The sequence below is a fragment of the Thiomicrorhabdus xiamenensis genome, from assembly GCF_013282625.1.
In the GTDB taxonomy this organism is placed as follows: Bacteria; Pseudomonadota; Gammaproteobacteria; order Thiomicrospirales; family Thiomicrospiraceae; genus Thiomicrorhabdus; species Thiomicrorhabdus xiamenensis.
Genome location: NZ_CP054020.1, coordinates 1,643,604 through 1,668,322 on the forward strand (window position 1 = coordinate 1,643,604; position 24,719 = coordinate 1,668,322).

At 48.2% G+C, this 24,719-nt stretch carries 22 protein-coding genes; 13 read left to right on the plus strand and 9 right to left on the minus strand.

From position 1 onward, the window contains the following. Positions 1-110: 110 nt before the first annotated feature. Positions 111-1,334: a tRNA epoxyqueuosine(34) reductase QueG gene (queG, locus tag HQN79_RS07635; RefSeq protein WP_173285342.1), complete on the plus strand. Its 1,224-nt coding sequence runs from the start codon at positions 111-113 to the stop codon at positions 1,332-1,334. Positions 1,335-1,349: 15 nt separating this feature from the next. On the opposite strand, the gene HQN79_RS07640 is transcribed toward queG, so the two are convergent. Beyond that, the gene (locus HQN79_RS07640; RefSeq protein WP_173285343.1) at positions 1,350-2,708 is read right to left on the minus strand and encodes an anti-phage deoxyguanosine triphosphatase; all 1,359 of its coding nucleotides are present in this window, start codon (positions 2,706-2,708) and stop codon (positions 1,350-1,352) included. A 340-nt stretch (positions 2,709-3,048) separates the two neighbouring features. On the opposite strand from HQN79_RS07640, the gene HQN79_RS07645 reads away from it, so the two are divergent. From HQN79_RS07645 to HQN79_RS07675, 7 genes are all read left to right on the plus strand, one after another. Further along, a complete protein-coding gene (locus tag HQN79_RS07645) occupies positions 3,049-5,541 on the plus strand; it encodes an AsmA family protein (RefSeq protein WP_173285344.1) in 2,493 nt (830 codons plus the stop codon). A 319-nt stretch (positions 5,542-5,860) separates the two neighbouring features. After that, complete coding sequence (locus HQN79_RS07650) at positions 5,861-6,382, plus strand: DUF2062 domain-containing protein (protein WP_173285345.1); 522 nt, start codon at positions 5,861-5,863, stop codon at positions 6,380-6,382. Between the two features lie 241 nt (positions 6,383-6,623). Further along, positions 6,624-8,339: a proline--tRNA ligase gene (locus HQN79_RS07655; protein WP_173285346.1), complete on the plus strand. Its 1,716-nt coding sequence runs from the start codon at positions 6,624-6,626 to the stop codon at positions 8,337-8,339. Between the two features lie 35 nt (positions 8,340-8,374). Continuing rightward, complete coding sequence (locus HQN79_RS07660; protein ID WP_173285347.1) at positions 8,375-9,088, plus strand: DUF3581 domain-containing protein; 714 nt, start codon at positions 8,375-8,377, stop codon at positions 9,086-9,088. A gap of 152 nt (positions 9,089-9,240) precedes the next feature. Further along, entirely contained in the window at positions 9,241-10,185 is a 945-nt protein-coding gene (gene ylqF, locus HQN79_RS07665) for a ribosome biogenesis GTPase YlqF (RefSeq protein WP_173285348.1), read from the plus strand. Between the two features lie 544 nt (positions 10,186-10,729). Further along, positions 10,730-11,647 (plus strand): helix-turn-helix domain-containing protein, encoded by a 918-nt coding sequence (locus HQN79_RS07670; RefSeq protein ID WP_173285349.1) that lies wholly within the window; start codon positions 10,730-10,732, stop codon positions 11,645-11,647. 266 nt (positions 11,648-11,913) lie between these two features. Next, positions 11,914-13,218, plus strand: a complete 1,305-nt coding sequence (locus tag HQN79_RS07675; protein WP_173285350.1) for an OprD family outer membrane porin — start codon at positions 11,914-11,916, stop codon at positions 13,216-13,218. A 121-nt stretch (positions 13,219-13,339) separates the two neighbouring features. On the opposite strand, the gene HQN79_RS07680 is transcribed toward HQN79_RS07675, so the two are convergent. From HQN79_RS07680 to HQN79_RS07715, 8 genes are all read right to left on the minus strand, one after another. Beyond that, a complete protein-coding gene (locus HQN79_RS07680) occupies positions 13,340-14,200 on the minus strand; it encodes a PilZ domain-containing protein (RefSeq protein WP_173285351.1) in 861 nt (286 codons plus the stop codon). A 39-nt stretch (positions 14,201-14,239) separates the two neighbouring features. Beyond that, entirely contained in the window at positions 14,240-14,503 is a 264-nt protein-coding gene (locus tag HQN79_RS07685) for a hypothetical protein (RefSeq protein WP_173285352.1), read from the minus strand. A gap of 18 nt (positions 14,504-14,521) precedes the next feature. Beyond that, positions 14,522-15,049: an efflux RND transporter periplasmic adaptor subunit gene (locus HQN79_RS07690; RefSeq protein WP_173285353.1), complete on the minus strand. Its 528-nt coding sequence runs from the start codon at positions 15,047-15,049 to the stop codon at positions 14,522-14,524. 36 nt (positions 15,050-15,085) lie between these two features. Beyond that, positions 15,086-16,504: a TolC family protein gene (locus tag HQN79_RS07695; protein WP_173285354.1), complete on the minus strand. Its 1,419-nt coding sequence runs from the start codon at positions 16,502-16,504 to the stop codon at positions 15,086-15,088. A 19-nt stretch (positions 16,505-16,523) separates the two neighbouring features. Further along, positions 16,524-17,060: a thioredoxin family protein gene (locus HQN79_RS07700; RefSeq protein ID WP_173285355.1), complete on the minus strand. Its 537-nt coding sequence runs from the start codon at positions 17,058-17,060 to the stop codon at positions 16,524-16,526. A 167-nt stretch (positions 17,061-17,227) separates the two neighbouring features. After that, complete coding sequence (locus tag HQN79_RS07705) at positions 17,228-17,746, minus strand: TlpA disulfide reductase family protein (protein WP_173285356.1); 519 nt, start codon at positions 17,744-17,746, stop codon at positions 17,228-17,230. A gap of 207 nt (positions 17,747-17,953) precedes the next feature. After that, the gene (gene hda, locus HQN79_RS07710; protein WP_238843337.1) at positions 17,954-18,655 is read right to left on the minus strand and encodes a DnaA regulatory inactivator Hda; all 702 of its coding nucleotides are present in this window, start codon (positions 18,653-18,655) and stop codon (positions 17,954-17,956) included. A gap of 88 nt (positions 18,656-18,743) precedes the next feature. Then, positions 18,744-19,925, minus strand: a complete 1,182-nt coding sequence (locus tag HQN79_RS07715; RefSeq protein WP_173285358.1) for a DUF2066 domain-containing protein — start codon at positions 19,923-19,925, stop codon at positions 18,744-18,746. A gap of 197 nt (positions 19,926-20,122) precedes the next feature. On the opposite strand from HQN79_RS07715, the gene purM reads away from it, so the two are divergent. The 5 genes from purM (at position 20,123) to gshB (ending at position 24,676) form a co-directional block, all read left to right on the plus strand. Continuing rightward, on the plus strand, positions 20,123-21,172 hold the full coding sequence (purM, locus tag HQN79_RS07720) for a phosphoribosylformylglycinamidine cyclo-ligase (RefSeq protein WP_173285359.1): 1,050 nt from the start codon (positions 20,123-20,125) through the stop codon (positions 21,170-21,172). 130 nt (positions 21,173-21,302) lie between these two features. Continuing rightward, positions 21,303-21,983 (plus strand): phosphoribosylglycinamide formyltransferase, encoded by a 681-nt coding sequence (purN, locus tag HQN79_RS07725; protein ID WP_173285360.1) that lies wholly within the window; start codon positions 21,303-21,305, stop codon positions 21,981-21,983. A gap of 28 nt (positions 21,984-22,011) precedes the next feature. Beyond that, the gene (locus HQN79_RS07730) at positions 22,012-22,791 is read left to right on the plus strand and encodes a DUF3108 domain-containing protein (protein ID WP_173285361.1); all 780 of its coding nucleotides are present in this window, start codon (positions 22,012-22,014) and stop codon (positions 22,789-22,791) included. 32 nt (positions 22,792-22,823) lie between these two features. Beyond that, positions 22,824-23,450 carry a dCTP deaminase gene (gene dcd, locus HQN79_RS07735; RefSeq protein WP_173285362.1) on the plus strand — a complete coding sequence of 209 codons (627 nt, stop codon included), beginning with the start codon at positions 22,824-22,826 and terminating at the stop codon, positions 23,448-23,450. A 182-nt stretch (positions 23,451-23,632) separates the two neighbouring features. Further along, on the plus strand, positions 23,633-24,676 hold the full coding sequence (gene gshB, locus HQN79_RS07740; protein ID WP_173285363.1) for a glutathione synthase: 1,044 nt from the start codon (positions 23,633-23,635) through the stop codon (positions 24,674-24,676). Positions 24,677-24,719 lie beyond the last annotated feature (43 nt).

Consider the following 24,719-nt stretch of genomic DNA (forward strand, 5'->3'; position numbering starts at 1 on the left):
CCAACTCCTTTATCTGTACCAGGACGTCTCTGATAGAATAACGGCTAAGCACCCGATTCCTGATCGGCCCTAAACCCAAACCAAACGCCCCAATCGCTGAATGTCTCGCAATGAATAATTTGACCGCTTACGATCCTGAACAACTCGCCAGGCAGATCAAAACCTGGGGAGTCGAGCTCGGTTTTGCCGATATCGGCATTACCGAATGCGATCTGAGCGCCTATGAAGACGGCTATTTTAGCTGGCTGGACAAGCACTTTCACGGCGAAATGGACTATATGCAGGCTCATGGAACCAAGCGTACACGCCCCCAAGAATTGGTACCGGGCACTCTCCGTTTGATTTCAGTCCGCATGAATTATTTCGACGGTACGGCCGCCAATGCCCTGCAACAGCTTCACGCGCCTGAACGGGCCTATATATCCCGCTATGCACTCGGCAAGGACTACCACAAACTCCTTCGTAAGCGACTGCAGCAGCTGGCCGAAAAAATTCGTCTCCAGGTACCCGATTTACAATTCAGAGCTTTTACCGACAGCGCTCCAGTTCTTGAACAGGCGATTGCCGAAAAATCCGGTCTGGGCTTCATCGGCAAAAACAGTTTGATCATTCATCCTCGCGCTGGCTCCTGGTTTTTTCTCGGCGAACTTTATGTCAACCTGCCTCTTCCGGTCGACGCGCCTTTCGAAAAACAGGGCTGCGGTCCCTGCGATGCCTGCATCCGCGAATGTCCGACCCAGGCGATCATGGAAAATAATCAGGTCGATGCCCGACGCTGTATCTCCTATCTGACCATTGAATACGACGGCGTTATCGACGAATCGCTACGTCCGCTCATCGGCAACCGCATCTATGGGTGCGATGACTGTCAACTGGTCTGTCCGTGGAACCGTTTCAGCGCCTTTACAAATGAACAGGCTTTCGCCCATCGCGCCCCTCTGGACAATAGCGAACTGTTACAGTTTTTTTCCTGGACCGAAGAGCAATTCCTCAAGCATTTCGAAGGCTCTCCGATCCGGCGTATCGGTTATGCGAAATGGACACGCAACCTCGCCGTTGCCCTTGGGAATCTGGTGCAGACGAATCCTGACGCTCACTCGACACACGTTCTGCAGAAAGCCCAACAAGCGGTCGACGATAAAATTGGCCTGCTCAACGAGATGGTCGATATTCATCTTCGCTGGGCCTCAGAGCGTCTCCGTATCGGTCTACAACAACGTCTCGCCGAAAAAAAACCGCTGGACTCGATTGCCGTCGAACTCAAACCCATTGAAGAGATCAGCCCTTTCAAAGTCCGTAAATACCACTATCCGCAAAACCGTAAAGCAAAATGAAGCTGCGATTTCGCTTTACAACATGTCAAAAATCGATCCCTGCGTCGCAGTAAACAGCTTGGCATAAAGTCGCGAGGCATAGGTGTTAGTCATACCGGCAATATAGTCGGAAATCACCCTTTGCTGTTCCTGCTCGGTTTTCTGCGCCTGATATTTGGCAAAATGTTTGGCCGGCAGAAGCGCTCCCGGATTTGCGCGCAAGGATTTAAACAGTTCCAGAACAATCAACTGCCCTTTGTACTCCATCTGCTTCACCTCTGCGATCGTAATGACGTTTTTAAAAACAAATCGCTTAAGCAATTCCAGAACCGCCATCGCCCCCTCTTCAAGTCGAGCCTGGTAAGCCAGCAACGGGTGGCTGAAGTTCGGATTTTCATCCATATAAATGGCTTCAACCATAATCCCCACCATCTGACTGACCGCGTGCTTACGACCTTTGGAAGAGTTGCTGAACAGCCTTTCAGTCATTTCGTCGCCCCATAACGGGTAACGCATCAACTCGTCACTATCCATGACTTCCTTTTGCCATATTTCGCGCCCGACCATCTTCATAGCTACCGCATCTTCCAGGTCATGAATACCGTAAGCAATATCGTCGGCCAACTCCATAATCGTGGTATCCAAAGCCTTATACTGAGTCCGGCTATGCCCGCCGTCACTTTCAGCCACTCGGGTAAAGAGCGATCGATCCGATTCGTTGAAAGGCTGCAGAGCCCACTCCAGAATCGGCATCTCCTCTTTGTAGATACTTTTCGGAGGCAGCCAGCTATTAAAGTCCAGCACCCGGAAATCACTGGTTTCCGGACTTTGCAATTTATTCTGATAGTCCGCATGTTTCGAGAGAACATCTTCATAGACCGCCGGGTATTTCATCACGCCCAATGTTGCTCTACGCGACAGATCGAGACCGTTTTCCCGCGTGTATTCACCCAGTTTGGACAGTATCCGCAAAGTCTGCGCATTACCTTCAAAGCCTCCGTAATGGCGCATCATATAATTTAATGCGACCTCCCCACCGTGCCCGTAAGGAGGGTGTCCAAGATCATGCGCCAGGCAGATCCCTTCAATCAGATACATTGAAGGCAGCCATTGAACATACTCTTTTTCGCGGCCAGCATCGTCGATGCCGACCGTAATCAATTGCTCAACCAGCCCGGAACCGATCTGCGCCACTTCCATGGAATGGGTCAATCGCGTGCGGAAAAAGTCGGATTCATTCAGACCGAATATCTGCGTTTTAGCCTGCAGCCTTCTAAATGAAGCAGAGTGAATCACTCTGGCCCGATCTCTCTGATAGACGATTCTGGCCGGGCGAGAATCTTTTCCGGAAAGAAAGTCGGTGTAACGCTGAGTCCATTCCATTTGCTCTAACATCGGAGGCACACTCTTGGTAAAAGGGTTAGAAACTGCTTTAAAATCAAACATATTAAATAATTTTCTAAAACAGATTCCAACTTTTTCCCCTTAAAAAGTTAAAAAAAGCCATTATTTCCACGAAACCGTCGCTACACAGGATGCAAAAACCGACCTCAATCAAATAAAGGCGAAAAAGTTATTCCCGAATGGGACAAGACTTAGCGATTTGCAGAATGCTGTTTTATACTTAACCTTTCAGAAAAATATCTGAATCGCTGTCAATTGCTCCCGCCCCTATGACGGGCTGAAAGATCATTTGTCGCGCATTCTTTCACTGGTTGTCCCTTGGAGTTGTAGCATGCACCTGATTAAAACGCTCTTGAAAATCCTCTTAGCCCTGATACTTCTATTAATCATCGGCATCGGAGCCTTGTTCGTCTTAGTCGAGCCCAACGATTATCGCCAGGAGATCACCGATCTGGTCAAGAAGCAGACCGGACGGGAACTGACCATTGGCAATATGAGCCTTTCGATCTACCCGCATATCGGAATCAATCTCGAGCAGGCAAAACTCAGTAACGCGCCGGGCTTCTCCCAAAAAGAGATGTTGCAGGCCGAGGTCATCAGTGTTGGAGCGGAAATTCTGCCGCTGCTACAGAAACGTCTTGAAATCGACACCCTGACCCTGAAAGATTTAAAACTGCATCTGCAGAAAGACGAGAACGGCAAAACCAACTGGGACGACTTGATGAGCAGCGATGGCAAAGACGATCAGCATGCTGAAAAGCACGATTCCGAACATGCGATGGATCTGGCTGCGCTCAGTTTCGGCGGTCTGGATATTCAGAATGGCCAAATCACATGGCAGGATGCGACTACCGGCCAGGATATTGCCGTTCAGGATCTCAATATTGCAACCGGCGAAGTCAGTTTCGGCAGCTATTTCCCGGTCAGTGTGCACGCCTCAACCAGCCTGAGCCAACCGCAACTAAAAACCGTGGTCGATTTGAGCATCGAAGCCAAAGTTGAAAAAAACGGCTCCTACGAATTACGCAATCTGCAGCTGAATAATCAGACGCAGAGTTCAGAATTGCCGGTTCAGCAGGTTATCGCAAAACTCAACATCCCTTCACTGGATCTCGCTCTTCAAGAGAACCGAATCGCGCTGGCCGACATGACGCTTGATGTTGAAACAAGCGGTGCCAAAGACTTTCCTCTGGCCGCGATCAATAACCAGATCAAAATGGATCAACTGCAACTCAATCTGAACGACATGTTGTTGCAGATCCCGCAAATCGCCATTGCAACCCAAGCTAAAGGTCAAGCCGACTTTGCCATTGCCGACTTGAGCAGCCAACAAACGGTTGAAAACTTGAGCTTCGATATCAACAAGCAACAATTGAATGCATTCGTGCGCAGCAGCACCGATGCCAGCGGTCCTGCCCTGACAAAAGGTATCAAACAAGCCAAACTCAACAGCCAAATCCAAGTCGACCTTGAGCAACAGATACTTAATATCGAGCAGCTGCAATTACAGGCCATGGGATTACAGGCATCGGGACAGGTTAAAGGCCAGCAAATCCTTGCCGAACCGGTTATCAGCAGCAACCTGCAAATCGCAGAATTCAATCTGAAACAGCTTCTAACAGCCATGGGAGTTGAACTGCCTGCGATGTCGGGAAATGACCGTCTGCAAAAAGTCGCCGCCGTCATGGACGTCAAATTCGATGCAAGCAAACAGTCCGCTCAACTTAACCTGAAAAATCTCACTGTCGACGACAGCACGCTTAAAGGGAAAGGTTCAGTGGCTAATTTTGAAAAACCACAGATCCGCTACGATCTGGCTTTAGACAAAATCGACCTGAACGCTTATCTTCCGCCTAAAACCGAAACCTCGGAAAGTGGCACTCAAAGCGACGAAGAGCTGGTTATCGAACTGCCTAACGAACTGATCCGCTCTCTGGATATCAAAGGGACACTCAAGGTCGGAGATCTGATCGTCGACAAGTTGAATCCGAAAAATATTCTGGTGACCGTCACGGCAAAAGACGGCAAGGTTAATATCACCCCGCTGAAAGCGGACATCTTCAAAACCACCGTGAATGCCAAAGCCGGATTGGATGTCACCGGTGATACGCCTCAATACAGCCTACAAACTCAAGCGCCTAAAGTGCCGGTCGGCGATGTCCTGATGGCCTTTACCGGTGACGACAAACTGAGCGGCTTGGGAAGCGTAAATCTTGACCTGAATACGCAGGGGAAAACCATTAAACAGTTTATGGCCAATCTCAACGGACGCTCCGATGTCGATCTAACCGACGGAGCCGTTAAAGGCTTTAATCTGGCGCAAAGTATCCGTGAAGCGCGCGCAAAACTTAAAGGCGAAACCCTGCCAGAAAGCAGCGAACCGAAACAGACCGATTTCAGTTCACTGATCGCCAAAGCGAATATCGTCAACGGCTTAGTGACCACTGAGACCCTGAGTGCGCTTGCCCCATATATGCGCATTAACGGCGAAGGCACCATCAACCTAGGCAAGGAACAACTCGACTATTTGGTCAATACCAAAATTGTCGGCACCGACAAAGGCCAAGGCGGAAAAGAGCTCGATGACTTGAAAGGCCTGACCATTCCGGTTCGACTTAAGGGGAACTGGCTTGATCCGAATATCTCTCTGGACCTGAAATCGCTGTTTGCTGAGAAAGCCAAAATGGAGTTGGAAAAGAAAAAAGCCGAAGCGGTAGAGAAAGCCAAAGCGCAAGTCGAGGAGAAAAAAGAAGAAGTCATTGAAGACACTAAGAAAAAAGTCGAAGACAAACTAAAAGACGCCCTAAAAGGCTTCGGCTTCTAAAACCTTACCTCCTCCCCCTTAAAAGCCCCGATTACTCAGTAGTCGGGGCTTTTTTTATCCCGGCAATCGGCCTATTCATTCTTTAACCGCTGTTCTTCGCTTGCATATGTTCACTCACGCACAAGGAAAAACAGACACAGAAAATCAAAATACGCTAATATTATCAATTCGTTATAAAATGTCGTTTTATTGCGTTATTGCAATAATCGCTTTGCGATTTCATTAGACCATTTCGTAAAATGGATCGCATGAAACCGGAATAAAGACTCAATTCCACTAGATCGATTTCCGGACAAACTACTGAGGTTTCCAGGAAGAAATGATTCGTTATCTTCGATTAAAACTACATCAGATCGGCCGCGCCACGAAACGTTCGACGTTTCTAAACAAGTATTTCCCGCGTTTCCGCGACCGTGTCTATTGGGCCGGGGATCGAGCTTCCTTTGCCCGTGCCGGATTTATCGGCGCCTTCTGCATGATGCTTCCGGTACCTTTTCAAATGGTTCTGGGCTCTATTTTTGCCTATTACGCCAGAGCCAATATCCCTTTGGCGACCGCCTTGGCGTGGATTACCAACCCTTTAACTATGTGGCCAATCTGGTATGGCGGCTACATTTTCGGAACCTGGATACTCGGCACACCAGACCTTTTCCATGCGTCACAGGGAATTGTCATCGGCTCCACGGAATGGTTTGAAAACGTCTTCCCACATATCTGGCAACCGTTCTTTATCGGTAACTCGACGCTGGGACTGATTTTTGGGACAACCTTGTATGTCATTATCGGCCACTTTAACTGGCACTTCCTGCGCAATCTTTTCAGCAAAAAGAACCGGGCCTAAGCCAACGGCGCTTTGACAGCTCCTCATTTCAAGCGGTTCCGTACAACAAAACCCGGAACCGCCCCCAACCGCAAACCAGCTTGAGGCACTTGATCACAAGGGAGTCGCGGCTTTTTCGACATCTGACAAGATCCCTGCCGCACAATGCGTAATCTGCTTGGTAACTTCCTCGTAAACTTCGCTCTGTGTCATGCTAAAATACGCCGATTTGAACCATGAATTTTGAAGGTAACTGCCCAAGATGAGAACCTCTAATCTACTTCTTGCAACAACGCGTGAAACCCCTTCTGACGCCGTAGTCGCCAGTCATCAGCTAATGATCCGTGCCGGTATGATCCGCTCTCTGGCCGGAGGTCTGTATAACTGGCTGCCGATGGGACTTAGAGTTTTGCGCAAAGTGGAAGCGATTGTACGGGAAGAAATGAATCGCGCCGGCGCTCAGGAACTGCTTATGCCGGTAGTGCAACCGATGGAGCTATGGGAAGAGTCCGGGCGCGACGAAGATATGGGACAGGAAATGCTGCGTTTTACCGACCGTCACGACCGCCCTTTCGTGCTCGGCCCGACGCATGAAGAGATTATTACCGATCTGGTACGTCGCGAAATTCGCAGCTATAAACAGCTACCGGCCAATTTCTATCAGGTACAGACAAAATTCCGTGACGAGCGCCGCCCACGTTTTGGTGTAATGCGTTCGCGCGAGTTCATTATGAAAGACGCCTACTCTTTCCACCTGTCGCAGGAATCTCTGCAGGAAACTTACGACACCATGTTTGAAGCCTACAACCGTATCTTTAGCCGTATCGGTTTTGAATACCGTCCGGTACAGGCGGATACCGGAGCCATCGGTGGTGAAGGCTCACATGAGTTCCATGTGTTGGCCGACTCTGGCGAAGACGATATTGCCATCTGTAAAGAATCCGGCTATGCCGCCAATGTCGAATTAGCCGAAGCGGTTGCGCCAGGTAAACCTCGTGCAGAGGCGAACGAATTGCTGGAAAAAGTCGCCACCCCGAACCAGCATTCCATTGAAGAAGTCAGCGACTACCTTCAGGTCAAGCGCAAAAAAACCGTTAAAACCATGTTGGTTAAAGGGGCTACCGAAGAACAGCCTGTTATCGCGCTGGTCGTTCGCGGCGATCATGAATTGAATGAACTCAAAGCCGAAAAACACCCTCTGGTTGCAACACCTTTCACTCTGGCAACCGATGAAGAGATCCAAGCCGCGGCCGGTTGTAACGCCGGTTCGATCGGACCGGTCGGTTTACAAATCCCGGTATTGGTTGACCGCACCGCTGCGGCCAGCGCCGACTTTATCTGTGGTGCAAACGAAGACGGTTATCACTACAAAGGCGCTAACTGGGAACGCGATGCTCAAATCAGCGAAATCGTTGATCTGCGTAACGTGGTCAAAGGCGACCCTAGCCCATGTGGTCAAGGCAAGCTGGAAATCTTCAAAGGAATCGAAGTCGGTCATATCTTCCAGCTCGGCAATAAATATTCGAAGGCGTTAAATGCGACCGTTCAGGACGAGAACAGCCGTTCACAGGTATTGGAGATGGGATGTTACGGTATCGGTGTCACCCGTGTCGTGGCGGCAGCCATTGAGCAGAACTACGATGACCGCGGAATCATCTGGCCGGATGCGATTGCCCCGTTCCAAGTTTGTATTGTTCCGATGCAAATGCATAAATCACCACGTGTCGCCGAAGCGGCTCAGGCGCTGTATGACGATTTGATGGCCAAAGGCATCGACGTACTGCTTGATGACCGCCCAGAGCGTCCGGGTGTAATGTTCTCCGATATGGATTTGATCGGTATTCCGCACCGTATCGTAATCGGCGAACGTGGCTTGGATAACGGCATGATTGAGTATAAGTACCGTCGTGACGAGAAGGCGCAGGACATCGCGCAAGCCGAATTCATGGACTTCCTGCTTGCACAGTTAAAAAACTAAGCCCAGAATTTAAAGAAAAAGACGAGACAACAAATATGTTTTTAGACAGTTTTTATCAAATGGATCAGGGCTTGATTACCATTACACCGGAGCAAGGAAGTCGCTTTGCCAAAGAAGTCGCCAATGACTTCAACCCCTTGCATAATCCGGATGCCAAGCGTTTCTGCGTTCCCGGCGACCTGCTTTTCTCGCTTGTTTTAAGCACTATGGGCTTATCGCAGAACATGGCCTTCAAATATACCGGAATGGTCGGCAAAGGCGCCGCTCTAAAATTTCCGCAAGCCGGCGACGGCGAATTTGCTATCTGCGACGTGAACGACAAAAGCTATCTTGAAGTCAGTTGTTCCGGCGCAACCTCGGACGATCAAACGCTGATAGAAAATTTTGCGCGCGCTTATGTGGCTTTTTCCGGACTCAGCTTCCCGCATATCCTTGTGCCGCTGATGGAAAAAAATCAAGTCATGATCAATCCTGATCGCCCTATGGTGATTTATGAAAGCATGGCATTTGAACTGCATGATCTCAATCTTGACAAGCCACAGCTTAAATTAACCGACAGCAGCCTTCAGGTAGACGGTAAGCGCGGTCTGGTCACGCTGAGTTTCGACATTCTGGAAAATGACATTCTGGTTGGCACAGGCCAAAAAACCATGACACTTGGCGGCCTTCGCGAGTACGACAAGATCAAGATGCAGGGATTGATCGATCTTTATGAGCAGTCCAAACAGGATTATCTTGAAGTCGCCTGATTCCTTCCTCTAAAAGCAGGCCCGTACCTCTACGGGCCTTTTCTCTTCTGCAATCCCTCCTCAATAGCATCTCAACCTCCCCGCGCCCTTCATAAGGCAAACCCGCCCGAAAACAGCTATAATCAGCCCTGCATTCGATTAGGGAGAAATTTATGGGTATTCAATGGTATCCGGGCCATATGCATAAAGCGCAAAAAGAAGTCCGTGAGATTTTCAATCAGGTTGATGTCTTTATCGAAGTCTTGGATGCGCGAATCCCCTTCAGCAGCCAAAACCCGCTGGTCGAACAGATCCGTAGTGATAAGCCGACCATCAAAATCCTTAATAAAACCGATCTGGCCGATCCGCAAAAAACCGAACAGTGGCAGGAATATCTGGAACAGGAACAGAGTGTAAAAACTCTGGCATTTAACGCCCAGCAATCCGACAAGCGTGAGCAGATCATCCAGTTGATCAAGAAAATGGCTCCGACTAAAGCGGATACCATCAAAACTATCCACGCCTTGATTATCGGTATACCGAATGTCGGCAAATCCACCCTGATCAATAACATTATGGGCCGAACAATTGCCAAAACCGGTAACGAACCCGCTGTCACCAAACAGCAGCAGCGCATCAAGCTGGAAGAGAATATTATTCTGATCGACACTCCGGGTATGCTGTGGCCAAATATCGAAAACGAGAACAGCGGCTATCGCCTGGCGATCACCGGCGGCATCAAAGAAACCGCATTCGAGCTTCCGGATATTGCTTCCTATGCTTGCGAGTATCTGATGCAGGCTTATCCGGATGCCCTTATGAAACGTTTTGAACTCGACGAATTACCGCATACCGATATCGAACTGCTGGAAACCATCGGACGTAAACGCGGTTGCCTGCGTTCCGGCGGAATGGTTGACTTGGAAAAGGTATCACGCCTGTTCATTATGGAATATCGCGACCGTTATTTCGGCGACATCACGCTGGAAACCCCAGAAATGATGATTGAAGAATTAAAACAGGTCGAAATCCAGCGCCAAATCAAAGAAGAAAAGCGCAAAGCCAAAGAAGAGCAAAAGAAAGCGCGTCGATCCCGTCATAAAAAAAATAAGCGCTAATGCCTGCGTTTTTCAGTTTGCGCAAATGCTGTAACACCTACAATAGATACAATTCGCAAAGCGCGCAGACATAAAAAAACCTGAGCCACTCTCTCAAAAACAGAAAAGTGATGCTCAGGTATCAATCAGGCGCAAAGCCTTTTGGGAAATAAACAAATTGGATCGACCTAGCCCACTTAAGCTACTCAAACGCCAATAAGACTAGCTTACGAGAAACTGGGTCACTCACTAATCAAAGCGAGTTCGAGTAGATTAATCTTTCAATTACTCTCCTCGACATAGCCAGATGTCTGCTTTTGCCTTACTCTGTCATGCAAAAGAAGCCTTCTTAACTACGCAAACTATTGTAGGAAGTACGCACCTCGGACGAAAGGGCATGTAAAAAATTTTTTTTGAAAAAATATGCCTAATCATCTGACACCCCGCCCGGAGCGAGGTTCGAAAAATAGCAATATTCCTGCGGAACAGGCAAAATAAGAAGGCACAGAGTTGTTCTGTACCACAGCGTCAATTCAGTCAAGTTACATAAGACGGGGCAATCAGAGTGTTTAGATTTAGTGACTATCTACGCATATGCCGTGAAAATAAAGGGGTAACGCAAACTGAATTAGTGGACGAATTAATCGCAGCAGATTCAGTTTTCCATTCCCTGGACGCCACGACATTAAGCCGCTGGGAACGCGGCGTATCGAAGCCTGCCTTAAGCAAGCAAACCTTAATCATCAAATACTTTTCCAACCACTTTGGAAGAGTCTACCCTTTTCTGGAAGAAGCGGAGCCGATCAAAATCGAAAAAAGCTTCTGCGCCATCGGTTTCTCCAAAATGCTCGGTCGACATAAAATGGTCATGGATTTTCCGACTCAAAGCATGGACATCAACCTCTTCCGGATTCAGCTTTTTCAGGACTCCAGCCATCAGCAGACCGCCGTCAGAAAAAACTACCTGATTCTCAAAGAACTCTACGGCTCCAATTTCAGCGAACAGCAGCACCAGATGCTGGCTGAACACCCTGCCAATTATTTTTCCATCTGTGACTATATGGGCGACTACTACGGGCACTTCTTCGCCTTGAAACTGACAACAGTGGCCTTTGAAAAAGTCATTAACTTCTCGATAACGATCGACCAACTGACTCTGGACGATATCGCCGCTCAGGATGAAGTAGGCAGCTATTACTATTTCGGCTTCTTCAGTATCGGCGAAGTCGTCATCTCACTCATCTGGATCAACTTCTATACCCACCTGATTAAAGAACAAAAACGGGTTCGAAACTTGGGCGCAACCATCGTCACCAAAGAAGGCGAAACCATTGCCAAGAACATGAATACCGAAAACACCTGCAGTATTGAAGTCGGCGGGCAGACGATCAGTAGTTTTCAGGCGACACCGGCACAAATGCTGATCACCGAAAACATCGTCAAGATGCTGTTCAATCCCGAGAGCTGTCCGGAGTTGCACTAGTCTGCAAAATGCAGAACTCGTTTTTGCAAAGACTCCAAAGTTATCGCTCTGCGGAAATTCACCCGGTCATGGATTGAAAAATTCAATCGACCATGGCAAAGCAACAACTTATTTTTATTTATCCATCAATAAAACAAAGTTATAAACAATTTTTTAATTTGAATATCAAAAGTTTTGAATCCAGAAACGCCGCATTTCCGAGCAAATGCACAGCGTTTACTCTATACTTTGCTGATAACTTTCTCTTTTAAACAAGGAACTTATAGATGAAATTGAAACCTGTTATAGCGGCAGTCGCGCTTGGCCTGGTAAGTAATATCGCCTATGCAAAAAACATTACAATTGACGGTGAAGACAAAGGTAACCTTGATCTGATGTTCAAGGTGATGACGATTGTCGATGGGAAAGATAACGGTTTTGATCCGAACTACGGAACTTCCGAGTTATTGAAAATGAAGTACACCACCCCGTCTTTTAACGGTGTACGCTTCTCTGCCGGATCCTACATCACCGGTGACCTTCTAGGCACTAACGATAACACTCTTGATGCCGACCAAAAGCTGGCACGAGGCATGTATGTCACCAACGACCAGTCCGCTGAACAGCTTCTGGGCGAATTGCACTTGAAAGGTCAACACGGCTCGTTTGACTGGTTTGCCGGTCGCGTCATCTATGACTCTCCGTTGACTACCGCTGCGGTCAGCACCATGCCGAATTTCCATACCGGTGCCGGGGCCACCTTTAAAGTTAACGAAAGTTTTAAAGTCGGCCTGGCGCAAATTACCCAGATCGCCTTTGGCGCACGTGCTGCGACGGAATGGGGGCTAATCGGGGAAGGAACCGGAACAGCAGGAACGGCAATCAACCCGCTTGATAAACAAGCTGAATTCCTTGATATTGCCGATGCAACCATTGCTAACAACACTGAAAACACCAATGGCATCACCACTTTAAACGCAAGTTACAAATTGGGCAAAAACGCGAATATCAGTCTCTGGAACTACTATGCGGAAGATATCAGCAATAACGTCTATGTCTCTGCCGACAATAAATTCCCGCTGGCGGACAAGCGAGCGATCAAAGTCGAATTGCAATATCTGAACCAGACCAACGTTGGTGCCGATCTGGCCGGTGATCTGGACTACAGTCTTGCCGGTGCCAAAGCAACCTATATCACACCGAAATGGTCTGCTTATGTAGCAGCGAACAACAGTTTTGGCGATACGAAAATGCTCAATGCCTGGGGCGGAGATCCAGCCTATACCAGCAGCATTTTCTCACGCAATGCATACCGTGAAAACGTGACCGCCTTTAAAGTAGGGGCGAAGTATAAAATCACGCCGAAGTGGATCCTGTCTGCAAGTTATGCCGATTACGGCCAGTCCGACACTTCAACAGCGACTTTGACGCCGTCATCGGACGCAACGGAAGCAAACGTCACGCTGGTTTGGAAAATGAATAAAAACACCCTGTTTAAACTATTCCATTCAAGCCGTACCAGTGAATACGACACGGACAGCAACGACCGCACTCAGGCTCATACCCGTCTGGCGGCTGTGGTTAAATTCTAATCCGCATCCAGTGCAAATAAAAAAGGCAGAGAAATTCTCTGCCTTTTTTATTTTATTCAGAATACCTGAACCGTCACTTGAATTCCCCGCTCCAACAAAAGCAGCCTAACTCTAACTTTATTCAGTCTATCTTCTTTTCCTGTAAATACTTTTCTGCCATCAACATCGCATCGTGCGGCGCAACGCCCTGATGCATAAAATCAAATGCCACTTGCATTTTTTCGGAAATAAAACGGCGCTCAAAATCACTAAGCATTGTCTTCCAATCTTCCCTGTCCTCAACCTTAAGCGGTGTATGGGCAATAAGCTTCGCCAAAATACTTAACGCCATTGCAGATTGCCCCGAGTGCTTAAAAAAGAGTCCGAAGCTTTCGACCTGCTCGATAATATAGCGTAATAAATCCTGCTGTTCTGAGGCACTCATAGGTTCGGCTTGCGGTTGCAAACGCCATTTGATCTGTTGCACCAGATCGGCGACAAGCTGATCTCCATCGTTTTGCTGAGCCTGCATCTCTGCGACAGCCAGATCCAACGCTAAAGAAGCTTCCTGCAGATCGGACGGATCTGTAGAAAGCGGAGACCCTTCTTCGATGAAATTGAATTCATCCATTTCACTGCTGTATAGGGAAATTTCCGCTGTAGCCGCATCGGTTATTACCAGGCGATGATGACTGAGCAGTTGAGAACTGGTTATCTGCACAATGTGACAACCACATAGAAAGCGTTCACCTTCCTTTTGGATATGAACGACCTTTACGGAATTCAGGCTATAGATCTCGCCGTCGTCCAGATTTTGCACCCGCAGACTGATCTCCTGCCCGGGCAGAAACCAGTCTGCATCGTTTATCCAGAAGCCGAGTCCGGTTAAATTAACATCATGGCCGTCAAACGGCTCGGAGAACTCGAGATCGTCAAAATCAGTAACCAGAAAACGTCGTTCGACACGACAGGACTGGCGTTGATCCATTTCCAGTTGAAACATGCAATTCCCTGTAGAAGGAGGAGGTTTGTCACCGAATAATCAGGACTTGGGCTTGAATCCTAATGCCAGACATTCCGCTTCAGGTAGCCAGCCCAGACAACTGCGGACTTTCAGTGACTGATAATTTCGCAGTATCGGCAAAATCGTCACAATACCCCACAGTATCTGATACCAATGCCAACCAATTGAGGATGGCTGTGAAGCCCACCAAAGATTATTGACGCCGAAGTGTTTGGTCTTAAAAATCAGATGAACGGCCAGACGCCAATATTTCATCCCGTACTTTATGCGAGTCGACCACATAAAACTCTCCCGAAGCGTTTAGTTTGGCGCCAGTTCAATCATCGGCGTGTTTTCTTTAAACACCGTCGTCCCGACCGGCGCGTGGATTTTACTGATTTTACCGTTTATCGGCGACTTTATATACAGATACTTGCTCCAGGACTGATGCATCGCAACCTGAGATTCGGCATAATCCACTTCCGACTTGGCAAGATCGTACGCCAACTTGGCCGCATCCAAAGCACGACGGGTGCTTACGGTACGGTCAAACAGATCCTGTGCCTGATCCAATTCAATTTGAGCATCAGCCAGTTTGGCTCGCGCCATGCCGACCTGTGCCTGCAATGACTTCAATTTAGCATGATATCGGCTCGCGTCCAGATCCAGCAGCTTCTGACCGACTTTCACCTGCTGCCCTTCACTGACATAGAGTTTATTAACCTGGCTGGAAACCAGCGAACCGATGACAACATTCTGCGCCCAACCCGCGCTGGAAACCAAGCCCAGACTGATGCCCAAAACCCATGGAGTGAAAGAACGGAAAGCGGTTTTCGAAAAATGACTCATAATACAAACTCTCTTTAAAATTCTTTAGGCAACAGCTTACTGCTGTATCGCCTGAGACAAGGCATCACTTCCCTTAGCCTCTCCGGAGCTAAAGGACTCAAGCGGTTTGCCGAGCAGATAATCCAGTTTCGCCCACAGCAGTGCTTTTCTGAACTGCCACTCGACCTGATTGTAGTTCGCCTGAGACAGACGTACCATCGAATCCCCTAAATCCGTAGCGGATTCGTTTTCATACAAGGCGCGACTGTAGTCAAGATATAGATCCGCGTAATCGGCAAATAAATTATTGGATTTTTCTTCCGCGGCAAGCATTTGAATCTGGAAATACAGATCGGTGACTTCTTGACGCAACGCCTGCGCCAACTCTTCATACTGCGCCTGATAGGAAATCAACTTCGCCTTTTCTTCTTCAACTCGGGCTTGCTGCAGACCGGAGTCGTAAAGCGGCATTGCAAGACTCAAATCGGCACGCCAGCGGCCCTCGCGTAACTCCGGATGACTGGAAAGCTGTCCTACCCAGGCGTCTGCACGTAGTTTGGGGCGATTCAGTTGATGCGCCGCCTGAACCTGTTTGAGCTGCCCCTCCCACTGAGTCTTAAGCGCACGCAGCAAAGGATGCTGTTCTATCTGTTGCTGCAGTTCGCTCAAGGCAAGCGATTTCGGATCGCGATGATCAAAATCAGACAGATCCGGAAAGGCCAGTTTGTCCGGGCGGGCATCGGCATAGCCGATAACATTGGCCAGATAAAGACGCATTTTCAACAGATTTTGCTCAGAACGGGAACGCTTCAATAACGCTTTTTGATAGGTATTTTCCGCTTCGATAAGCTCTACATCAGAAAGCCGGCTCAAGCTATGCTGATCCTTGCTTTTGTCGAAAGCGATATATTCGACCGCCATCGCTTCGTTGTCGATGCGGTACTGAAAATCGGCCAGCAATGCATCGAAAAAAGCGCTCATCACCTGAAGCTTATGGTTTTCCAACTGTGCCTGCTGTTTAATCTGTGCCGCATCGGAAAGCGCATACAGACTCTCCTGATAAATTTTGTTCAAGTCACCGTCATACAAAACTTTCCCGAAATGCAGTGCCAGAAGGTTGTGGTTTTGCGGCTCTTCGGTAAATTCGCGACGCGTTAAACGTCCTTCCAGATCGATTTTAAAACCGTTGGTTGAGTTCAATGTCTGCGCTTGCGCCAAAGCAACCCTGCTTTGCGCTTGCGCCAGCAGATTCGCGCCCGACTTCAATGGAAAGTCATTCAAAAGATATTTCAACGTCAAAGGGTTCGGCAGCGGTTCCTGCAGAGACTGGCTGAGAACGGACCAACTTTCAGCAGCCGGCTTTTGCGGCCCCTGTACCGATTCGGGCGCGGGATCCTGAGCTGCGGCGGCCGAACTCATAGCCAATGGCAGAGCGCCCAACAGGAAAAACAGTTTCAGCTTAAATGGCTTGTTCATTCATTTCACCTCAAGCTGATTAACGGGCGGCTTTCTTGCGTTCGCGTTTATAGGCGGTAAAAGACTGTTTCTGGTAACTACCGTCCAGAACATACTCCGCCAGCCACTTGAACTCCTCTTTGGTTCTGGTCGGGCCGGTATAACGTACAATCGGCTTGCCGTCCAAACCGAAAATAATCATTACCGGTGTGGCGCGAACCCGAAAAACTTTTTCGGCCAGTTCCTGTGCAGTCATATGGTTCCCCATAAAGTCGACCACTTCGTTACTGCCCTCGATATCGTGCATAAAGGTCAGGAAGTTATCCCGATATAACTTAATAACGTCCGGCTCCTGCATAATTGTAGTTCGCATACGATGACAGAACGGACATTCATCCATATAGAAAAACATGAATACCCCTTTTTTGCCGTCCTCTTCAGCGGTAACCAGGTCTTCTTGATAATTACCGAAGGATTCGTCAAAAAACGGATCTTGCGCTTGAGCGGAAGTGCTGAATAGCGAAAAACTAAAAATGGAAACAACTGCCAGCAGTGCGGCAGATCTGAACAACTGCATAATACCTCCTCTTTAGGGTCCTTTTGTATCTATTTTTGTAACAGGACCGGTGCAATATAGCAGGCTTTCAAACTAAGTAAAAGTACCCTGTAGTATAAAAAAACTGGGGGCGTGGAACGGTCTCTTCCTGTAACGGCTAACCCCGTCCCACCTCGTTTGGCCTGCGACTAGCGGGACTGACTGAAGTTTTTTATAAAGTCCTCAAGCATTGCTCCGTCAACCATTCCGGTACGAGCGGCGACAATCTGTCCTTCCGGCGTCACCATATAAGTCGTCGGCAGTCCGCGCAAGTTACCGAACGGCGAGGTCTTGCCATCCGGTTTTCCTTCAAAACGAACGATCGGATAGTTCACCATTTGCGATTCGGCGAAGTTTTTGACTTTCTGCGGATCGATATCTTCATAGTTCACACCGATAACCACTGCGTCCTTCTCTGCATGCGCTTCATGGAACATCACCAGGTCCGGAATCTCTTTCAAACATGGCGGACACCAGGTCGCCCAAAGGTTAACGACCACCCATTTACCGCGATAGTCGGATAATTTGCTTTTGTTTCCGTCCAGATCAATAAATGTAATCTCTTTGCTCTCTTCGGCCTGCACCGATGTACTGAAACCTATAAATACCGCCGAGGCCAAAAAAACGGTAAGCAGTTGTTTTGATAGTCGATTTTGTAAATACTTCATAATTCAGTCCAAAATTAAATATTGATTCAAGCAGGTTTAATTTAACGCCACTCCATGCCGAAACTGTCGGCATTGTATCCAAATCACGGCGCAAAACGAACCTCTTAAGCTATCAAGCCAGAGTTTAGCCATAGTTAACGGAAAAGATTTCAATAGGAGAAAGGAATAAAGGATTGCGACGGCAAGCGCCGTCGCTTCGAAAAGCGGTTACGCCCCTGCATCCGACAGAATGGATTTCACGAATGCCAGAGTGAGGCGGCGTTTCTCCACCAGCGAAGCCTCTTCAAGAACACGCAGAACGTTCATCAACTGAGGCAACTCGCCGGAAACATTCTTAACCAGAAACTCGCCGACATTGTCCGGCAGCTCGAATCCGCGTTTGACGCTGTGTCGTTGCAGCGCCGTAATCAGCTCGTTTTTATCACTCAAGTGCAACAGTTCAACCGGCAGCACACTCACCAGAGCCTTAGCCAATTCCGGCAAAGCAATCTGCCACTTTCCGATCGACGTATTACCGGCAAACAGCAATGTATTGCCCTGTACACTGGATTTGGTAATCAGATTGGCTAAAGCGGTCTCCCACGTCTTTTTCCCGATAATCGAATCAACATCATCCAAACAGACCAGTGAAGTTTGTTCCAATCCGTACAGGACATCCGGAATCAGCGGCAGACTGGCATCACCCAGCGGCAGGTAGACACTGTCCTGATTACGCTCGGTCATATAGCGGCAGGCCGCCTGAAGGATATGCGTTTTACCGACCCCCTGCTCTCCGCCCAGATAAAATGCACTCCCGCGTGGCTGAGAGAGATTTTTCTGCAACACATTCAATGCCAAAGCAACAGACTCCTGTTCGGCAACAAAAGTCTCAAAACTGGCGTCGTCTCGCAACCCCATTTTTAATGGCATTTGAACATACACGTTTACTGTCTCCTAAAGCTGTTTACAGGCATTTATAATGATTGAGAGGAATGTTGCAGTTGCTTAAACATTGCATTTATTGCGCGACTTCCGGCAACTCCGGAACCTCTTCCACCGGTTCGACATATTGGAAACGCATATCGATCTGGCGCAACATTTCGGAAGACGAAGTAATGGAAAATTGCGACAGGCGCTCCAGCCAGCCGATAAAATTCGCGTAATCTCCGCGATAGGCGACTTCAAGGCGCGCAGAATCTTGCTCGACCGTAACCAGCTTAATCTCGGTCACGGTAGGCAACGCCTGTTGCAACTGAGTTTTTGCCTGTTGCAGTGATTTGATATCGCCGATGTTGCTCAGGTTGATACTGATTTGATCACGACTGTCCAGTATCTGCCGATTCACCTCGACTAGTCGCGCCGCAACCATATCCAGCATATTATGCAACAGCGTCTGTCGGTCACTATCCAGCGTTTTACCCTTCGCCAAAATTGAACCGTTATCGGCAAACAGATGCCAGCTTAACTCATACTCCTGCTCGCGTCGCACCAACTTGAAACTCAGAAGATTGTTCTGATCCGACTGTACCAACACATCCTGTAAAGGCGTGATATTGTTCACCGGGTTGATCGGATAGATCCACGGCATGGTTTCCTGTGGCCATGAAACCGGCAACGCCAACTGTTCCGCATAATCCTGAAGATTGATATCGACTCGGTAGCCAAGCGCTTCCTGATCGAGTTTTGTAATGGTGTTACTCTCGACAAGCGTTCCCATAACCAACAGCTTTGGGCGCAGGTTCAGCGGCCAGACTTTAATCTGCATTTCGGCCAAGGCCTGTTTCAGTAAAACCTCATCGTATTTAAGACGGATTTTCAGACCGACCTTAACCCCTTCCTGCATCACGGGAACATAAGCATAGCTTTTCAACCAACGTCGCGAATTACTCAACAGTGACTCTGTACGCGGCGATGAAAGTAACGAGCGTTTGCCGGTCAAACGCACCAGCAACAAACGCATCCCCTCTTCGGCCAGTTGATTTAAAACCGGTTCGGATAATTTATATTCAATGGTGGCTTCCGGGTTCGGATTATCCAGCTCTACCGCATAAAGGTCTTTTTCAAGAACCGTCGGAACAACATTATCTGAGACGCTTAACTGGGTGGAATCTTCCGGAACGGCTAAAGCAGTCTGAGCCGTAAGCCCGCTGACAGACAAAGTCATAGCGGAATAGAGTAGTATTTGCTGAAAACTTCTCATATGGCGACCTAAAAATTTCGTTACAATATCATAATATTTTTTTAGGAAGCCTTTGGCGTTTTTTGTCGGCAGTGTAAACGCCCCGTTTCCGGGAAACGTGATACGCCTAAGCACGGCATATAAAGACGTCAATTCAAAACTCAATTTACCTCCCGCAATTATAGCGGGTAACAGACTATCTAGAGTTAGTAAAAGTTATGACCACGAACAACCAATCGATTAGTTATAAAGACGCCGGTGTCGATATCGACGCCGGTAACGCCCTTGTCCAAGCAATCAAACCAATTGCAAAAGCCACAACCCGTCCTGAAGTACCGGCCTCTCTAGGCGGTTTCGGCGCGCTGTTTGAACTGGACATGGCAAAGTACAAAAACCCGATTTTGGTTTCAGGTACCGATGGTGTCGGCACCAAGCTTCGCCTGGCGATCGACAGCGGAAAACATGACCAAGTCGGGATTGATCTGGTTGCGATGTGTGTCAACGACCTGATTGTTCAGGGGGCAGAACCGCTTTTCTTCCTGGATTATTATGCCACTGGGAAACTGGAACTGGACGTTGCAACCGACGTCGTCAAGGGTATCGGCGACGGCTGTCTTCAGGCTGGATGCGCACTGATCGGCGGAGAAACCGCTGAAATGCCTGGCATGTACCCGCAAGGCGATTACGATCTGGCCGGCTTCTGTGTCGGGATTGTTGAAAAATCGGATCTGATTGACGGCTCCAAAGTCAAAGCCGGCGATGTCATGCTGGGTCTAAGCTCAAGCGGCCCTCACTCGAACGGCTACTCGCTGATTCGTAAAATCATCGAAGTCAATAATGCCGATATCAATCAGGAAATCGATGGTCAACCACTGATCGATGCCCTGATGGCGCCAACCCGCATCTACGTCAAGCCGTTGCTTGAACTGATGAAAGAAATTCAAATCCACGCTCTATCGCATATTACCGGCGGAGGCCTTCTGGAAAACCTGCCTCGCGTTATGCCAAACAACACGCGTGCGAAAATCAACACCAACGCCTGGCACCGTCCAGCGGTATTTGACTGGATTGCCGAAAAAGGCAACGTTGATTATGAAGAAATGCACCGTACACTGAACTGCGGTATCGGAATGGTAATCGTTGTTGATGCCAACGATAAGGACAAAGCGATTCAATCGCTTGAAGCCGCAGGCGAAACGGTTTCAGTAATCGGAACCATCGAATCTTCGGAACAGGAAGAACCAAGCGTTCAACTGACTGCGAAATAAGCAACCCTCTTGCATTCGATCATGCCGTAACCGGCCTCCTGGCACGGCTACGGCAGATACATCTTCAGTCCTTCTACATCAAAACCGGTTTATCAAGCCGACCAATTTGCTTTCTGGAGCATTTCTGTAAATGACCCTAAAGACCCCTTCCGAACACCAACCCAAAAAAATCGCTGTATTAATATCCGGCAACGGTTCGAACTTACAAGCGATCATTGATGATCAGCAAAAACATCCTCAGCTATACCGAATTGCCCTGGTCGTCAGTAACCGTCCAAATGCTTACGGCCTCAAAAGAGCCGCACAGGCCGGCATCCCAACACTTGTTATCGACCACACCAACTACAGCGATCGGGAAAGTTTCGATGCCGAGTTACAGCGACAACTGGATCAAAGCGAAGTCGACCTGATCGTTCTTGCCGGATTTATGCGCATTCTGACTCAAGGTTTTACGCAGCATTTTCTTGGTAAGATGCTCAATATCCACCCTTCGCTGTTACCGAAATACACCGGATTGAACACTCATCAGCGCGCGATTGATGCAGGGGATTCTGAACACGGCTTAAGCATTCACTTCGTCACTCCGGAACTGGATGGTGGTCCGGTAATTTTGCAAGACAAGGTTCTTATCGAGCCGGGCGAATCGGCCGACAGTCTGCAGCAGAAAATCCATCAGCGGGAGCATATCGCCTACCCATTGGCGGTGCGCTGGTTCTGCGAAGGAAAAATTGCATTACAGGATAATCGAGTGCAATATCAGCAAAAAACCTTACAGGAACCGCTACAGCTTAATGAAAGCCGAGACCTGTAAAAGCATAAACTAGTTTGTGGAGGCATCTTTGAAGCATCGACTCTATCCCAAAAGCAGCGCCGATAAGTTCGTCTATATTATTGCTGCCCTGCTGCTTAGTCTTCCACTTCTGCTGAACAAAGCATTGGCTTCCGAACAAGCACAGCCGATCCCAGACTTCGATGCGACCTTTCTCGTTCATGCTTACGGTGTCGACCTCGGCAAAAGTCGACACCAGTTGCATTGCGAACAACAGGATTGTGTCCTGACAACCCTATCCAAACCGGAGGGCTGGGTAAAGATCTTTTTTAAAGACAGTGCCGAAGAAACAATTCAATTGAAGCAGACCGCGCAGAGCATTCTCTGGCAAGGCTATCAAAAGCAGGCGACTCGCTATAAAGGCGACGATGCGAAAATCAAATCAACCACCTACCAGCTTGAATCCGACGACCAACAGATCGTTTATCTTGAGAAAAAACGTCAATGGCCATGGAATCCAGGTGTTTTCGACGCCACTTCGATTGCTTATGCAATTCAATGGTACGCGCTTAATCACAAAGACCTGGCGACGGCACAACTTGTCCTGCAGACGACCAAGGAACAGTACCCGATTAAATTCAGCATTCTGGCACAGCCGGAAACCCTTAAGCTCAAATACGGCAAAGAGTCGAGCCAGAAATATCGTTTTGGTAATCAGCGTTTTGAGATAGACTTATGGCTGCTGCCGGAAAAACAGTACTTCCCCGGCAAACTTCGCATCTATGATCGGGAAGAAGACAAGACCATCGTACTTGTTTTGGAAAAAGCGCCAAAACTGCAAACCTCCTAATTTGCCTTATTTAATTATCAAAGACAAACAACATGAAATTAAGCGATCGCGATATAAAAAAACACCTTGAATCCGGTAAGATCAGTATTGATCCTCAGCCGCCCGAAAGTAAAATCAAAGGAATCAGTGTCGATTTGCGCCTCGACAATAAATTCCGCGTATTCAATGATCATACTGCCCCTTTTATTGACCTGAGCGGCCCCAAAGACGACGTTCAACGCATTATGGATACCGTGATGGGCGATGAAATCGAGATCGCCGAAGGCGAAGCGTTTTTCCTCCATCCGGGCGAATTGGCGCTTGCCGCCACTTTTGAATCGGTCACCATACCGGATGATCTGGTCGGCTGGCTTGACGGCCGATCGAGCCTTGCCCGTCTCGGACTGATGGTTCATGTTACCGCGCACCGTATCGATCCGGGCTGGCAGGGACAGATCGTTTTGGAAATATTCAACAGCGGAAAATTGCCTTTGGCTCTGCGTCCGGGCATGGACATCTGTGCAATCAACTTTGAAACTCTTTCCAGCGCTTCAACCACGCCATATAACAAGCGTCTTGATGCCAAATACCGCAACCAGAAAGGACCAACAGCCAGTCGCATTAACCAGGACCAGCAAGCACAGAGCAACTCCCCACAACTCGACCTCCTTTCGGATTGAAGAATCCCGGCAACAGGCGCATAATTTATTTATGCGCATTTTTTTGCCGTTTAGACACAAAATTCTCTTTACCAAGCACGCGAAAAAATCGATAATTCGCGCTTATAAATAAGTTCACTGTTACGAAAAAGTACCAAGCGTTTATCCACCCTTTTTTTGCCCTGGTTGCCTAAGGAGTCAGCATGCATATCGGATTTATGATCGCAAACTGGTCGGAGTTGACTCCGAGTAAAAATTCGACAATTCTGGTCATTCGGGAATGCCTTCGCCGCGGACATAAAGTATCGATACTTTATCCCGAAAATCTAAGGGTGAAAAACAATGTCGTGTACGGCAGCCTTCTGCGCATTCAGGCGATGGAGAAGATTCCCGAAAACATCAGCCAATTCTATAAAAAAGTAGAATTCAAAACGCTGAGCTCTCCTCTGCACAGTCTGGACAGCCTGATGATTCGTAAAGATCCGCCGATCGATCCGATCGTCTTCAACTTCCTGGATTCGATTAAAAACGAATGCGTCATCATTAACGGAATCGACGGCATTCGTAAAGCGAACAATAAACTTTTCACCACCACCTTCAGCGATCCGAATAACGACTATCTGCCGATTACCCATGTTTCCAAAGACAAGGACTATATCCGCCAGACAATCAACGAAATGCCGGGGGACAAGGTAATCCTTAAGCCTCTGGTGGGTTCCGGTGGACACGGCGTCATCGTACTTGAGAAAAATGCCCAATCGAATATCAGCTCGATTTTGGACTTCTACATTTCCGGTAAAGGCGACAGCAACTACATCATTATTCAGGAATATATTGAGGGTGCCGAACAGGGTGACGTTCGCGTACTGATGCTTAACGGAAAATTCCTCGGCGCTTATAACCGTCGCCCTCCGGAAGGCGATATTCGCGCCAATATTCAGGTCGGCGGCACCGCCCATAAATACACAATGACCGAATCGCAGATGAAAGTGTGCCGTAAGATCGGTCCTCGTCTCGCTGCCGACGGGCTGTATTTTGTCGGCGTCGATATGATCGGCGACAAAATTCTGGAAGTGAATGTTCTGAATCCGGGTGGAATCAGCAACATCAATAAACTGGATAAGTCCAAACTACAAATTCAGGTTGTTGATTTCATTGAAGAAAAGGTTCATGAAAAGCAGGAAAAACACGCCGAACTGGAATATCTGCTTAAACGCCTCAGCGATCTGCGCCAGAACGACCAGTAAAGAACGTCAGATATAATAAAAAAGGGCTCGAAAGAGCCCTTTT

What these genes read in the sequence shown, in the direction of transcription:
- HQN79_RS07650 (WP_173285345.1), top strand. Translation starts at nt 5,861, where the DNA reads ATGATTCGTTATCTTCGATTAAAACTACATCAGATCGGCCGCGCCACG.
- HQN79_RS07640 (WP_173285343.1), bottom strand. Translation starts at nt 2,708, where the DNA reads ATGTTAGAGCAAATGGAATGGACTCAGCGTTACACCGACTTTCTTTCC.
- dcd (WP_173285362.1), top strand. Translation starts at nt 22,824, where the DNA reads ATGAAATTAAGCGATCGCGATATAAAAAAACACCTTGAATCCGGTAAG.
- HQN79_RS07695 (WP_173285354.1), bottom strand. Translation starts at nt 16,504, where the DNA reads ATGAACAAGCCATTTAAGCTGAAACTGTTTTTCCTGTTGGGCGCTCTG.
- HQN79_RS07655 (WP_173285346.1), top strand. Translation starts at nt 6,624, where the DNA reads ATGAGAACCTCTAATCTACTTCTTGCAACAACGCGTGAAACCCCTTCT.
- purM (WP_173285359.1), top strand. Translation starts at nt 20,123, where the DNA reads ATGACCACGAACAACCAATCGATTAGTTATAAAGACGCCGGTGTCGAT.
- HQN79_RS07690 (WP_173285353.1), bottom strand. Translation starts at nt 15,049, where the DNA reads ATGAGTCATTTTTCGAAAACCGCTTTCCGTTCTTTCACTCCATGGGTT.
- HQN79_RS07685 (WP_173285352.1), bottom strand. Translation starts at nt 14,503, where the DNA reads ATGTGGTCGACTCGCATAAAGTACGGGATGAAATATTGGCGTCTGGCC.
- HQN79_RS07675 (WP_173285350.1), top strand. Translation starts at nt 11,914, where the DNA reads ATGAAATTGAAACCTGTTATAGCGGCAGTCGCGCTTGGCCTGGTAAGT.
- purN (WP_173285360.1), top strand. Translation starts at nt 21,303, where the DNA reads ATGACCCTAAAGACCCCTTCCGAACACCAACCCAAAAAAATCGCTGTA.
- hda (WP_238843337.1), bottom strand. Translation starts at nt 18,655, where the DNA reads ATGCCATTAAAAATGGGGTTGCGAGACGACGCCAGTTTTGAGACTTTT.
- queG (WP_173285342.1), top strand. Translation starts at nt 111, where the DNA reads ATGAATAATTTGACCGCTTACGATCCTGAACAACTCGCCAGGCAGATC.
- HQN79_RS07705 (WP_173285356.1), bottom strand. Translation starts at nt 17,746, where the DNA reads ATGAAGTATTTACAAAATCGACTATCAAAACAACTGCTTACCGTTTTT.
- gshB (WP_173285363.1), top strand. Translation starts at nt 23,633, where the DNA reads ATGCATATCGGATTTATGATCGCAAACTGGTCGGAGTTGACTCCGAGT.
- HQN79_RS07680 (WP_173285351.1), bottom strand. Translation starts at nt 14,200, where the DNA reads ATGTTTCAACTGGAAATGGATCAACGCCAGTCCTGTCGTGTCGAACGA.
- ylqF (WP_173285348.1), top strand. Translation starts at nt 9,241, where the DNA reads ATGGGTATTCAATGGTATCCGGGCCATATGCATAAAGCGCAAAAAGAA.
- HQN79_RS07660 (WP_173285347.1), top strand. Translation starts at nt 8,375, where the DNA reads ATGTTTTTAGACAGTTTTTATCAAATGGATCAGGGCTTGATTACCATT.
- HQN79_RS07645 (WP_173285344.1), top strand. Translation starts at nt 3,049, where the DNA reads ATGCACCTGATTAAAACGCTCTTGAAAATCCTCTTAGCCCTGATACTT.
- HQN79_RS07700 (WP_173285355.1), bottom strand. Translation starts at nt 17,060, where the DNA reads ATGCAGTTGTTCAGATCTGCCGCACTGCTGGCAGTTGTTTCCATTTTT.
- HQN79_RS07715 (WP_173285358.1), bottom strand. Translation starts at nt 19,925, where the DNA reads ATGAGAAGTTTTCAGCAAATACTACTCTATTCCGCTATGACTTTGTCT.